Genomic DNA, 13958 nt, shown 5'->3' on the forward strand with positions numbered 1-13958 from the left:
AATAGTTTAATTGATACATGTTCAACAATAAAGTTATTCTTATCACCGGTGGCACGGGATCTCTTGGAAGAGCACTTACAAAAACCATTTTTGAAAGATATCCAGATGTTAAAAAACTCATTATTTACTCCCGAGACGAACAAAAACAGTTCTTGATGGCTCAAGAATATCCCGAGAGTGTGTATAAAAACATTCGTTTTTTTATCGGAGACGTTCGTGATTTTGATAGAATGAAACGGTCGCTTATGAGTGTAGATTACGTTATCCATGCTGCCGCTATGAAACATGTTCCTATTGCAGAGTATAACCCCGATGAATGTGTGAAGACAAATATTGGTGGTGCTGAAAATGTCATACGGGCTTCATTAGAAACTTCCGTTCAAAGAGTTGTAGCTCTTTCTACTGATAAGGCATGTGCTCCTATAAATCTCTATGGAGCTACAAAACTTACATCGGATAAACTCTTTGTCGCTGCCAATAACATTAGAGGATCAAATCCTATTCGTTTTTCAGTGGTAAGATATGGTAATGTGATGGGATCGAACGGATCTGTAATACCTTTTTTTATGAACAAGAAAAAAACAGGCACTATTCCTATAACAGACCCTAACATGACAAGGTTTAATATTTCTTTACAAGAAGGGGTAGACATGGTCTTGCATGCTTTAGAAAATGCGTGGGGAGGGGAGCTGTTTGTCCCTAAAATACCATCATACAAAATTACAGACGTTGCTGAAGCAATTGCACCCGAATGTAAAAAAGAAATTGTGGGAATAAGACCGGGTGAAAAAATACATGAAGAAATGATTACATCATCCGATTCTTTCACTACATACGATTTAGGAAAATACTATGTAATTCTGTCTCAACTCACCAATTGGAATTTAGATGATTATATTGCTGTACATAACGCTATAAAAGTTCCCGAAGGATTCAACTATTCATCAGGGAAAAATACAGAATGGTTAACTGTAGAAAATATTCGTTCCCTCATCCAAAAATATCTATATCCTGATTTTCAAGTATAAGAAAAATAACATACTACTTAAATAATGCACCAAAACTTTTAGGAGTTTTTCAGTGTATTATCAATTATTACAAAAAATATTTGCATAAGAATGAATACAATAATCCCTTACGGAAAACAAAACATTCAACAAGAAGATATAGAAGCGGTAATTACTGCATTACAGTCAGATTACCTTACTCAAGGTCCAAAGATTCAAGAATTTGAAGAGGCATTTGCTCAATACATTGGATGCAAATATGCGGTAGCTGTAGCTAATGGAACCGCAGCTCTACATTTATGTACTCTTGCATTAGGGGTAAAAGAAGGACAAAAAGTAATTACCACTCCTATTACTTTTGCCGCTTCTGCTAATTGTGTGCGTTATTGTGGGGGTGAGGTTGTATTTGCGGATATAGATTCTCATACCTATCTTTTAGATATTTCATCGGTGAGAAACATACTTGAAAATGCTCCAAAAGGAACCTATAAAGGAATAATTCCAGTTGATTTCGCTGGAAATCCCGTGAATCTGGAGGCTTTTAAAACATTAGCAGACGAATATGGATTATGGATTATAGAAGACGCGTGTCATGCACCTGGAGGACACTTTATTGACAACAAAAAAAATAAACAAAACTGTGGGAATGGAAATTTTGCTGACTTGGCTATTTTTTCTTTTCATCCTGTAAAACATATAGCCTGTGGTGAAGGCGGTATGATAACCACTAATAATGAAAAATTGTATCAAAAACTACTTGTTTTAAGAACACATGGCATAACTAAGGATGTAAGATTATTTCAAAATAATACTCTTTTTGCTAATGGAGTAGAGAATACAAGTTACCCTGGTTGGTATATGGAAATGCAAGAGTTAGGATTTAATTATAGAATAACCGATTTTCAAGCTGCATTAGGAGCAAGTCAGTTAAAACGTGCAAATATAGGTTTAGAGAAAAGGAAAGAAATAGCATCAAAATATTATAGTTTTTTTAAAGATAAAAAATATATAAAAGGGCAATCAGGAATAATAGATGGGCATGCATATCATTTATATATTATGGAAGTAGAAAAAAGATTAGAATTATATAATTATTTAAAAAAAAATAATATATTTGCTCAGATACATTATATCCCTTGTCATCTTATGCCTTATTATAGAAATTTGGGATGGGATGAGGGTGATATACCGAACGCAGAAAATTATTATAAACACTGTATAAGTTTGCCAATGTATCCTACTTTAACACCTGAAGAACAGCAATATGTTATAGAAAAAATACATAGTTTTTATGAATAAATACATAGATATTGCAAAAGAAATAATATTAAAGCATATTAGTAATATGGAATATGCCGTTTTTCTATTTGGCAGTAGGGCTACAAATAATTATCAATTTCATTCAGATATAGATATAGGTATACTTGGAGAAAAACCTGTCAGTAAACAACTCATAAGTGATCTACAAGATATTTTGTCAGAATCAATAGTTCCTTTTACGGTAGATATAGTAGATTTTTATTCTGTAAAAAATGCCTTTAAAAAAGAGGCGTTAAAACACATAGTAGTATGGAACAAACCAAAAAATATACAGATAGTATCCACAAATTAATGAAAGCAATGGAAAGCTTTCAAAAATGCTTATCAGTAAATATGTTTCTTTTTGACAAAGAAATACAAGACTATCTGAATAACGCAAAAATACAAAAATTCGAATACACCACAGAACTATTATGGAAAACTATGCGACTGTATTTGATAATACATAAATATGAAAGCAATGATTCTCCGAAAGGGACATATAAAGATTTACTATACAAATAAATTGGTAGATGAAGTAACATACAATATTTTATTTGAAGCATTTGATAATAGAAATATCGTAACTCACACTTACGATGAAGATGATTATTTCATAATATTGAATAAATTACCAATAATTTTTAATACATACAATGAAGTTCTAAATATATTAAGACAATATTGAAAACAATAGCGATTATCCCTGCACGAGGAGGAAGTAAACGTATCCCTCGAAAAAATATAAAAGATTTCTTAGGGAAACCCATCATTGCTTATTCTATTGAATCGGCGTTTTCGTTGAACATGTTTGATGAAGTGATGGTTTCAACAGATGATAGAGAAATAGCTGAGGTAGCAAAAAAATATGGGGCAAAGGTGCCTTTTATGCGAAGTGAAAAAAACGCTGATGATCTTGCTACTACTTATGACGTTTTAGAAGAGGTTCTTCTATCATATAAGAATCTTGGAAGAGAATTTGAGTATGCTTGTTGTATCTATCCTTGTGCTCCGTTAATAAATCTTGTATATTTGAAGGAGGCTTTTAATAAAATTACATCCATCAATTACGATACAGTATTCCCGTTATCTGCTTTTAATCGTCCTATTCAAAAGGCATACAAATTATCTGATGGTAAAGTAGATTTTGTTTATCGTGAATATGATTTAATAAGAACGCAGGATCTAGAAAATTCGTATTATGATGCCGGACAGTTTTATTTTTTTAGAGTTGAAAATGTCCTTAGTAAGGGAATGCTCATAACAACCAATACGGGAGGGGTAGTAGTATCAGAAATTGAAGTTCAAGATATAGATAACGAAGTGGACTGGCAATTAGCAGAGATAAAATATAAATATTTAAATAAAATAATAAGTAACCATGTATAAAACAGAGCAGGAAAATTTTTGGGCTGAAGATTTTGGAGATGATTATATTCAACGAAATCAAGGAGAGGTGTTGTTGGCTTCAAATATTAATTTTTTTTCAAAATCTTTGAATCATGCTGATAAAATAGGTTCTTGTATAGAGTTTGGAGCAAATATTGGTATGAATCTTAAAGCATTGAAACTCCTTTATCCAAATATATTATTACAAGGAATAGAAATTAATAAACATGCCAGTGAAGAGTTAGCAAAGTTGATAGGTAAAGAGAATACATTCAATAGTTCTATAGTTGATACAACTATAAATTTTAAAGCAGACCTCTCTCTTATTAAAGGAGTACTAATTCATATTAACCCCGAAAAACTTCCTTTAGTATATCATAAACTTTATGAATCTTCTATGAAATATATTCTGATAGCAGAGTATTATAATCCCTCCCCTGTAACTATATCATATAGAGGACATAATGAAAGACTGTTTAAAAGAGATTTCGCTGGAGAGTTTTTAGATATGTTTTCAGATATTAGATTAATCGATTATGGATTTGTGTATAGAAGAGATTATTCTTTTCCACAAGACGATATTACATGGTTTTTATTACAAAAAAATAGATAGTTAAAATGAACATTCAATATTGTAAAAGATGTGTATTTCCGGAAACTAAGCCTGATTTATTCTTTAATGAACAGGGAGTGTGTTCTGCTTGCATAGCAGCTGATGAAAAAAATAACAACATAGATTGGGTAAAAAGAAAAAATGATTTTTTTGAAATAATCGAACACTATAAATCTAAAAATGATGTAGGGTATGATTGTATTATTCCAGTAAGTGGAGGTAAGGATAGTACATACCAGGCTTATTTTATGAAGTACGTTTGTGGATTTAACCCCATTTGTGTTTGTTTTGAAACTACATATATTACAGATTTAGGGCAAAGAAATCTAGATAATATTAGCAAAATGGGAATGGATGTTATCCATTTTAAAAAAAACCATGAAGTTTATAAAAAAATGGTTGTAGAGAACTTTAAAAGAGTAGGAGATGAGATGTGGCCAAATCATATAGGAATTTTTACTATTCCCGTAATGTTTGCCGTCGCTATGAATATTCCATTAATTATTTGGGGAGAAAATCCTCAACAAGAATATGGAGGACCTTCTTTAGAGTCCGTAAAAAACAGAATTTTAAATAGGCAATGGTTAGAAGAATTTGGTGGCTTACTCGGAAATAGAATACAGGATATGATTGGAATACAGGGAATAACAAAAAAAGAATTAACTCCTTATTTCTATCCATCTGATGAAGATATAAATAGAGTGGGCGTTACTGGGATTTTTTTAGGCCACTATTTTTTTTGGGATGCCAGAAAACAATTAGAGATAGTGAAAAAATACGGCTTTTCGGTGAAGGAAGATGGACCCATAGAGGGAACGTATACTAATTATGAAAATCTTGATGAAAGGTTGGTGGGCCTACACGATTATCTAAAGTATGTAAAATATGGATTTGGACGTGCAACAGATCATGCTTGTATTGATATAAGAAATGGTCGGTTGACACGTGAACAGGGCGTAAAATTGATTAAGGAGTACGATGGTAAATATCCTTTTTATGGTGTGGCAGAATTTATAAAATATTCAGGATTATCCAAACAAGAGATAGACTGTGTAATAGATTCTTTTACCAATCCAGCTATTTTTATTCAAAATCCAGATGGGTCATTCAAAAAAGATTCTAACGGAAATCTTGTAAAAAAATTTGATGTTCAATAATAGAGAAATATGTCTTATAAGGCAGTTATTATAGATTACGATATGGGAAATGTAGCTTCCGTTCAGAAGGCTCTTCATTTCCTGAATATTGAAAACAAACTTTCTTCTGATCACAAGGATATAGAAAATGCACGGTATATAATACTTCCCGGTGTCGGATCTTTTAAACAGGGCATGCAAAATTTGATAAAGAGGGATCTTATAGATATTTTGCACAAGGAAGTAATTATAAAAAAGAAACCTTTTTTAGGTATTTGTATTGGTATGCATTTGTTGGCTACACAGGGGACAGAATTTGGTGGGTGTAACGGGCTCGGATGGATAAAAGGGGTAGTAAAACAAATAGAAGAACCGGATAAAAATCTTCCACATATGGGATGGAATGAGTTACATATAAAAAAAAGTTTTTTTATGAATGCGATAGACGGAAAAGATTTTTATTTTATTCATAGTTATCATTTCGATGTAGAAGATAGTCAAAACGTTGTGGCAACGTTCAATTATGGAAAAGATTATGTAGCCGTAATTGAAAAAGAAAATATATTAGCAACACAATTTCATCCTGAAAAAAGTCAAAAAAAGGGAATGGAGTTACTACATCAGTTTTTCACACGATATGCTTAAGATTCGAATAATACCTATTCTTACTTTTAATGGGTTTGCATTGGTAAAAACAAAACAATTTCGTAATCATAGAATGGTTGGTAGCCCAATTCAATCAGCGAAGATCTATAACAACAGAGAAGTTGATGAACTTATTTTTTTAGATATTTTTGCTTCCAAACAACAACGAAAGATAAATTTAAAAATCGTAAGCGATATAATAAAGGAATGTTTCATGCCAGTAGGAATAGGAGGAGGAATAACATCTTTGCAAGATATTAATGACTTACTAAAAATAGGAGCTGATAAGGTTGTAATAAAAAGTACAGCTCTCTTAAATAAACAATTTATTGAAGAATCTGCTTCTTTTTTTGGTTCCCAATGCATCGCTATTTCCGTGGATGTCTATAAAGATTCTCAAAGTCAATATAAAGTATATAACGATTTTGGATTAGATATTCACATGACAGATTTTATGAGAGACGCCCAAAATGCAGGTGCTGGGGAATTCATCTTAAATTCTGTAGATAATGATGGAATGATGCAAGGATTTGATATAGACATGGTTAAACAGGCAGAAAAAATCATAAAAATACCATTAGTAGTTGTAGGAGGAGGAGGAAATTTAGAACATTATAAAGCACTATTTTCTGAAACTAACTGTACAGCTGTAGGATCTGCGAGTATATTCCATTTTACTCAATACACTCCATTAGATATAAAAAAGACACTTAAAAGTATTGGAAAACCAGTGAGGGTATGAAATATAAAATTTTAAAACAACAGATTTTTTCTTCTCATAAATACAGTATTGTACCTATTCGTTATGAGGATAGATTTGATATAATGAAATGGCGTAATCAGCAAATTTATCACCTCAGACAAGCCAAGCCTCTTACTAAAGAAGACCAAGATGCTTATTTTGATAATGTAGTTTTAAAATTATTTGAACAAGAAAAACCCGAACAAATACTATTTTCTTATTTAGAAAATGATAAGTGTATTGGTTATGGAGGATTGGTACATATAAACTGGAGAGATAAAAATGCAGAGATTTCTTTTGTAATGAATACAGAGTTAGAAAAAGAATTTTTTAAAATTCATTGGGGAATTTTTTTACAGTTATTAGAGCAAATTGCTTTTCACGAATTAAATTTTCATAAGATTTTCACTTATGCTTTTGATCTTAGACCTCATTTATATGAAGCGGTAGAATCAAAAAGCTATTTAAAAGAAGCAGTTCTCAAAGAACATTATTTCTTTGACGGGAAGTTTAAAAATATTATTATCCATTCTAAATACAATCCTCAAAAAATAACCTATAGGAAAATGAAGGAAGAAGATAGGTTATTAATGCTGGAATGGGCTAATGAAAAAACCGCCAGGGAAAATTCTTTTTCTACTGAATTAATTACTATAGAAGACCATACCTCATGGTTTCATGAAAAATATAGAAATAAAAATGCACACTATTTTATTTGTGAGGTGAACAATAACGCCATCGGAATCGTAAGGTTTGATATTCAGGATGATTTTACTGTTGTTGGGATAAATCTTTCAAAAGAATTTCGGAGTAAAGGTCTATCGTCTATTTTTTTAAAGGATTGTCTAACCTTTTACTTTGACTATAGCTATAAACCTCTGAGAGCGTTTATAAAAGAAGAAAATATATCCTCTATAAAAGCTTTTGAAAAAGTTGGTTTCAAACTATTGCAAAAAACAGTAATAAAAAATAAAAAATCATTTATTTACGAACTAAAAACTAATGATTTATAAAAAAAATGTATTTATTATTGCAGAACTTTCAGCAAATCACAATGGGAGTTTGAAGAATGCAATAGAAACAATAAAAGCTGCTAAGAGAACAGGAGCAGATGCCATTAAGTTACAAACATATACAGCAGATACTATTACTATAGATTCTGATAAAGAGGACTTTATTATAAAAGGAACTATCTGGAATAAAAGAAGATTACATGAGTTATATATGGAAGCATACACTCCATGGGAATGGCATCCAGAATTATTTAGGATAGCAAAAGAGGAAGGGTTAATATGTTTTTCCTCTCCTTTTGATAAAACGGCAGTAGATTTTTTAGAAACTCTTGATACTCCTATTTATAAAATAGCTTCTTTCGAGATAACAGATATTCCACTTATTGAATATGTGGCTCAAAAAAATAAACCCGTTATTATCTCCACAGGAATAGCAGAGTATGAAGATATAAAACTTGCAGTAGATACTTGTAGGAGTGTTGGCAATAACGATATTACGCTTTTAAAATGTACATCCTCTTACCCTGCTCCAGTGGAAGAATCAAATCTTATTATGATGGAAAAGTTTGCAGAAGACTTTGGGGTAAAAGTCGGGTTATCTGACCATACATTAGGTATAACAGTTCCTGTGGTTTCTGTAGCTATGGGAGCTTCTGTTATTGAAAAACATTTCATTTTAGATAGAAGTATTGGGGGACCGGATGCCTCTTTTTCACTTAATGAAGAAGAATTCACATTAATGGTGAAAACTGTCAGAGAGGCTGAAAAATCTATAGGGCAAGTAAATTATTCTCTCACCGCAAAACAAAAAGAAGGAAGGGTTTTTTCCCGTTCTCTATATGTAGTAAAGAATATACATGCTGGAGAAGTGATAACAGAAGAGTATGTACGCTCTATTCGTCCTGGATTTGGCTTACATCCAAAATATTTGAAAGATATACTCGGTAAAAAAGCAAAAAAAGACTTACAAAAAGGGGATAGATTTGATTTAGATTTTGTTTAGTAAAAAATATCTCATAATAAAAAATAATCTAATTGAAATTGGTCTTTTGTAAGTTTACATTTTAGAATAACTATATTTTTATACACTCTCAAAATTATATTCATCATCAAATACAGATATTTTTATCTGTATTACTTAATATTGTTTACATTATAAAATATATGTTTTCTTGGTATAAATTATCCTCAAAATAAAAATATGTCTTTATCTAAAAAAGTAATAAAATATATTATTAAAATATTCTTTCTGTATAATGTTTATAGGTTCGTTTTGGATATATATCGAAATAGTTCTGTTATCCAACGATGGTTTAAAAAGGAGCTTTGCTTCTTTAAATATATTCCTGAAAAAACCGAGGGAATAGTTTTAGTCCAATTAGTGGAGAATTATGAATATATGATAAAATTCGCAGCAGCAAGCAAGGCTATTGCTGAAAAAAAGAATTTAGAGGTTTTTTTCTACAATGTACTTATAGATTGGTTCAAAATACCCAAAATAAATGTGCCTCTAAAACAACGACCAAGAAAGCATTTAGAAAAAATACACAAGAGTTTTGGTTCTGATGTTATTTTTAATAATGGAGATTTATACCATGACCAAAATTTTATTCAGGATGAACTCACAAAAATTATAGTAGAATTGAACCCTGATAAGGTTTTAGATATAACATTTGAAAATGTGTATGTAGGGGATCTTATATATGATACCTATTTAAGGTTTTTCCACCGACCAACCATGGCAATAGTAGACCATGAAGTAATACGAACCATAGAGATTGGATTAAACGTATACTATAACTTTAAATATTTTTTAAAAAGACATAATGTTAAGGTGCTTTTAAATACTTATAGTTCTTATATCCATCATGGCATACCAGCGAGGCTTTGTTTACAGCAGAATATAGATGTGTATACTATAGCCTCTGATGATAATTATGTCATAAAAAAACTTTCGATGAAAAATAATACAAGTGCTCCGGATAATTGGAAATATAATCCCGAGAAGAAAATTCCAAAAAAACATTTAGAAGAAGCAAAAAAAAGATTAGAAAGTAGATTTTCGGGAAATATAGACCACGCTACTACTTATATGAAACAAACTTCATATCATAACATCCCTTTAGACAATAAGATACAATCTCTTTTTCAGGAAAAAGAAAGAAATATTGTGGTGTATGCCCATGACTTTTATGATTCCCCTCATTTTTTCAGGGAACTCCAGATGCGAGATCTATACCAATACCTAAAAGAAACATTATCTGCCCTGTCTTCTATCACAGATACCCAGGTATTTATAAAAATTCATCCTAATGGAATCGCAGGAGCAAAAGAACAAGCAATAGAATTGGTACAAAGCTTTAATAAAAAACATTTTCATATATTAGATGAGTCCGTATCTAATCTTCATATAGTAACATTGAATCCTACCTATATAGCTACAGCCAGAGGAACTATTGGAACAGAAATGCCTTACTTTGGCATTCCTACTATTGCCTTGTATGATAATATATATTGTAATTTTAATTTTGTCTATACTGCTCGTACAAAAGAAGAGTATTTTGATATATTAAAAGGACATAAAAAAATACAGATAGATTTTGATAGAGAAAAAATATATAGTTTTTATTACCAATGTTATATGGAAGACATTATTTATATAGATCCTATTTTTATGTACCTGTATAGTTTTAATGGAAATAAATACAGCGACGAATACTTGAAATATATAAATATCAAAAAAGACATTGTTTTTTCCGATATTTTAGTTAATATTTATAAAAACGCATTAGATAACCTTTGAATATAATGATACGAAAGATTTATAACACATTATTTCCTGAAAACAGATATAAAAATGTTTCTTATTCCCAAGAAGGGGAAGATTTAGTTTTAAATAGATGTTTTGGAAATAAAAAAACCGGGTTTTATTTGGATATAGGAGCACATCACCCTGTGAGATTTTCTAATACCTATTTGTTTTACTTACGTGGATGGAAAGGTATAAATATAGATGCCATGCCTGGGAGTATGAAAATATTTGATAAAATAAGACCTCTAGATATAAACATAGAATGCCCGGTATCTGACACCATAGAAAAACTAACGTATTATATTTTTAACGAACCAGCTCTCAACACATTTTCGGAAGAAGAATCACAGAGAAAAAATGGTTTAGCCGATTATAAAATCATAGACGAGAAAACACTTACAACAAATACTCTCTCAAATATTCTTTCAAAATATTTACCACCTAATACTCCAATAGATTTTATGTCTATTGACGTAGAAGGATTAGATTTGCAGGTTCTAAAATCAAACAATTGGGAACTTTATAAACCGGAAATCTTACTAGTTGAAGAACTATTTAGTAGTTCTAAAAATCTGTTGAATCAAAATAAAAAGAATTTTTACCTATCCATTGAAGAAATAATAGAACAAAGTGATATTTATTTATATCTAAAAAACAGAGGTTATAAAATATTTGCAAAAACAGGAAATACTACTATTTATAGACTATGAACAAATTATCCCCAATAGTACTTTTTACCTATAATAGACCCATTCATACTCAAAAAATATTAGATTCACTTTCTCAAAATATAGAGGCAAAGAAAGTGTTTTTTACATCTACTTGTGATGGAGCAAAAGAAAATGCAACACAAGAAACAATAGAACCAATAAAAAAAAGTAACTGTTTAGCATATCAGAAAACCATCACAAATTCCTTCCTTTCGAAGGAGTGGTAATAGGTGACAGGCCTTTGTGACGTGCCGTTTCTGTAGGGGTTAAAAATTTTTCGCCCCTACAGGATGAATAATTTCCCGTCTTTTGAAGGAGAAATGTCGGCAGGACGCGATGGTTATGAAAATACGTAATTATTTAGCATCTATTTTTCCTTGATAATCAATACTTTACAGGGTTAAAAATAGCTCTTTTTTCGTTTTTTGGTTCCCGAAAAAGAACTTTTATTGAAAATAATTCAATAAAGTAATTATTTTATTAAGAGAAATATAATACAACAATGTTTTTGTTGCTTAATAGTTAAAAAGAGATGCTAAATAGCTACAAAAATTAAATAATATAAAGCGTCCTCTGTACGATACACTGTAGAAGGATATTATTGGACTTTTTATATTATGGAAGGGAATACTTATTGCTAATCTCATACTTATGATAGTAAAAACAAAAGAAGATTTACTGAAAATAATTGCTCTATTACGAAAGTTTAAAGAAATATTAGAAACAAGATTATTAAATACCATATAGATATGTTTCAAACACCGATACTTTTTTTAGTTTTTAATCGTCTGGATACTACTAAACAGGTTTTCCAGAGAATAAAAGAAATACAGCCCTCAAAACTCTATATAGCATCTGACGGAGCAAGAGAATCTCGACCAGGCGAAGACATAAAAGTGAATGCTGTAAGAGAGTATATCCAACAAAATATAAATTGGAACTGCGATGTAAAAACTCTTTTTAGAGAAAAGAACTTTGGGTGTAAATATGCTGTGAGTTCTGCTATAGATTGGTTTTTTGAGAATGAGGAGATGGGAATTATTTTGGAAGATGATTGTTTGCCCGTAAAAAGTTTCTTTTATTTTTGTGAGACCATGCTTTTACGATATAAAAACGATTTGTCTGTTGGGCATATTGGAGGAAATAACTTTCAAGATGGTATAAAAAGAGGAGATGGAGATTATTATTTTTCATTCTACAATCATATTTGGGGATGGGCTTCCTGGGCTGATAGATGGAAGTTGTATGACGTAGAATTAGGGAATATTAAGGATGATATTTTTTTAGATAATGTATTTAGTACTCGAGATGAACGACTTTACTGGGGAAATATTTTTCAATCTATGAAAGAAAAAAAAATAGACTCGTGGGCCTACCTGTGGACATTTATTCTTTGGTATTATAAAAAGAAGTCCGTTTTACCAAATGTAAATTTAGTGTCAAATATTGGTTTTCATCCGGAAGAAGCTACTCATACTCATAATCCCGAGAGTAAGTTAGCAAATATGAGATCTGTAGAAATAACAGGTTTGAAATCCCCTACCTTGTCTGAAGTTAATAAAGAAGCTGATGTATATACCTCCTTAAATTACTTTCTCTATAAACCCTCCATAATAAAAAGGGTGGTTAATAAAATAAGAAGAATAATTAAACACTATACGATTCATTATTTGCGCATGACATGGTCAGAGAAGATCCCTAAATAGTTCTCACTATTTAGGGATTCGCATTTAAAAAAAACAGAAAATGTAAAAAAAATAAAAACACATGAAAGAGTTAAGATTTAAAGATGCAAAATTAGACTTCATGGAAGATACTTTTGGATTAAAACAAGTATTTAAAATGCCGGAATTAGAGAATATCTTACATTTTCCTTATACAAATAGCGAATTAGAAATCCAAATAATGGAAAGATTGAATAGTTTTTTTGTTATTTCCGGCGATGATTGGAACGAGGAAGAACTAAAGAATAAGTTCATATCTCCTCTTATTATGTTGAGTCTTTCTCCGGGAGAAAGTTTTTCATATTTTATGGAAAGAGAGTTATCTGTAACGGTTGAAGAATATGAGTTAAAAGGAAAAATAGATGCTATGCTTGCTTCGGGGATAAGAAATCCTAAAAAGCCTTTTTTTTGTCTGAATGAGTATAAAAGAGCTACAGATCCTGATGGTGACCCGCGTGGGCAAGTATTAGATGAAATGTTGGCGGCTCAAACTTTGAACAACAATAATCGCTATGTATATGGATGTTACGTGATCGGGAGGTTTTGGTTTTTTCTTATTCTCAAAGAAAAAGAATATATTATCAGTAAAGATTTTTCAATAACAGATGAGATAACTGATATTTTAAGAATATTCAAAGGTATCAACGTTCAAATAGAAAAATTTATAGCGGAAGAAGAAGCATTAAAAATAAGAGTATGTGAAATATGAAAACCCGAGAATTAACAAGTTTCAAATCCTCTACTTTGTCTGAAGTTAATCAAGAAGCAGATGTATATACCTCTTAAAATATATTTCTCTATAAACCCTCTATAATAAAAAGGGTGATTAATAAAATAAAAAGGATAGTTAGATAAAAAAAGATTTTTA

The 13958-nt window shown here is 30.7% G+C and carries 16 protein-coding genes; all 16 read left to right on the forward strand.

Going from position 1 to position 13958, the window contains the following annotated elements:
* Window positions 1-17: 17 nt before the first annotated feature.
* The 16 genes from pseB to QM536_00955 all read left to right on the forward strand — a co-directional run bounded on the left by pseB (window position 18) and on the right by QM536_00955 (window position 13799).
* Window positions 18-1028, forward strand: a complete 1011-nt coding sequence (gene pseB, locus QM536_00880) for a UDP-N-acetylglucosamine 4,6-dehydratase (inverting) (protein ID MDI9355566.1) — start codon at window positions 18-20, stop codon at window positions 1026-1028.
* A gap of 90 nt (window positions 1029-1118) precedes the next feature.
* Window positions 1119-2306 (forward strand): UDP-4-amino-4,6-dideoxy-N-acetyl-beta-L-altrosamine transaminase, encoded by a 1188-nt coding sequence (gene pseC, locus QM536_00885; GenBank protein ID MDI9355567.1) that lies wholly within the window; start codon window positions 1119-1121, stop codon window positions 2304-2306.
* Entirely contained in the window at window positions 2299-2619 is a 321-nt protein-coding gene (locus QM536_00890; protein ID MDI9355568.1) for a nucleotidyltransferase domain-containing protein, read from the forward strand. Before pseC ends, QM536_00890 begins: the two co-directional genes overlap by 8 nt.
* On the forward strand, window positions 2619-2831 hold the full coding sequence (locus tag QM536_00895; GenBank protein ID MDI9355569.1) for a nucleotidyltransferase substrate binding protein: 213 nt from the start codon (window positions 2619-2621) through the stop codon (window positions 2829-2831). The genes QM536_00890 and QM536_00895 overlap by 1 nt, the downstream gene beginning before the upstream one ends.
* Window positions 2832-2990: 159 nt before the next feature.
* Window positions 2991-3695, forward strand: coding sequence for a pseudaminic acid cytidylyltransferase (pseF, locus tag QM536_00900; protein ID MDI9355570.1), 705 nt, complete (start codon window positions 2991-2993; stop codon window positions 3693-3695).
* The gene (locus tag QM536_00905; GenBank protein ID MDI9355571.1) at window positions 3688-4308 is read left to right on the forward strand and encodes a hypothetical protein; all 621 of its coding nucleotides are present in this window, start codon (window positions 3688-3690) and stop codon (window positions 4306-4308) included. The genes pseF and QM536_00905 overlap by 8 nt, the downstream gene beginning before the upstream one ends.
* 5 nt (window positions 4309-4313) lie before the next feature.
* Window positions 4314-5465, forward strand: coding sequence for an N-acetyl sugar amidotransferase (locus QM536_00910; GenBank protein MDI9355572.1), 1152 nt, complete (start codon window positions 4314-4316; stop codon window positions 5463-5465).
* Between the two features lie 9 nt (window positions 5466-5474).
* The gene (gene hisH, locus QM536_00915; protein ID MDI9355573.1) at window positions 5475-6089 is read left to right on the forward strand and encodes an imidazole glycerol phosphate synthase subunit HisH; all 615 of its coding nucleotides are present in this window, start codon (window positions 5475-5477) and stop codon (window positions 6087-6089) included.
* Window positions 6082-6831, forward strand: a complete 750-nt coding sequence (locus QM536_00920; protein ID MDI9355574.1) for an imidazole glycerol phosphate synthase cyclase subunit — start codon at window positions 6082-6084, stop codon at window positions 6829-6831. The genes hisH and QM536_00920 overlap by 8 nt, the downstream gene beginning before the upstream one ends.
* A complete protein-coding gene (locus QM536_00925; GenBank protein MDI9355575.1) occupies window positions 6828-7844 on the forward strand; it encodes a GNAT family N-acetyltransferase in 1017 nt (338 codons plus the stop codon). Before QM536_00920 ends, QM536_00925 begins: the two co-directional genes overlap by 4 nt.
* The gene (gene pseI / locus QM536_00930) at window positions 7834-8847 is read left to right on the forward strand and encodes a pseudaminic acid synthase (GenBank protein MDI9355576.1); all 1014 of its coding nucleotides are present in this window, start codon (window positions 7834-7836) and stop codon (window positions 8845-8847) included. Before QM536_00925 ends, pseI begins: the two co-directional genes overlap by 11 nt.
* A 198-nt stretch (window positions 8848-9045) precedes the next feature.
* Window positions 9046-10647, forward strand: a complete 1602-nt coding sequence (locus tag QM536_00935; GenBank protein ID MDI9355577.1) for a hypothetical protein — start codon at window positions 9046-9048, stop codon at window positions 10645-10647.
* Window positions 10648-10652: 5 nt separating this feature from the next.
* Window positions 10653-11366, forward strand: a complete 714-nt coding sequence (locus tag QM536_00940) for an FkbM family methyltransferase (GenBank protein ID MDI9355578.1) — start codon at window positions 10653-10655, stop codon at window positions 11364-11366.
* Entirely contained in the window at window positions 11363-11593 is a 231-nt protein-coding gene (locus QM536_00945; protein ID MDI9355579.1) for a hypothetical protein, read from the forward strand. The genes QM536_00940 and QM536_00945 overlap by 4 nt, the downstream gene beginning before the upstream one ends.
* A gap of 522 nt (window positions 11594-12115) precedes the next feature.
* On the forward strand, window positions 12116-13072 hold the full coding sequence (locus QM536_00950; protein MDI9355580.1) for a hypothetical protein: 957 nt from the start codon (window positions 12116-12118) through the stop codon (window positions 13070-13072).
* Window positions 13073-13133: 61 nt separating this feature from the next.
* The gene (locus tag QM536_00955) at window positions 13134-13799 is read left to right on the forward strand and encodes a hypothetical protein (protein ID MDI9355581.1); all 666 of its coding nucleotides are present in this window, start codon (window positions 13134-13136) and stop codon (window positions 13797-13799) included.
* Window positions 13800-13958 lie beyond the last annotated feature (159 nt).

The sequence above is a fragment of the Chitinophagaceae bacterium genome, from assembly GCA_030053935.1.
Lineage (GTDB): Bacteria > Bacteroidota > Bacteroidia > Cytophagales > JASGCU01 > JASGCU01.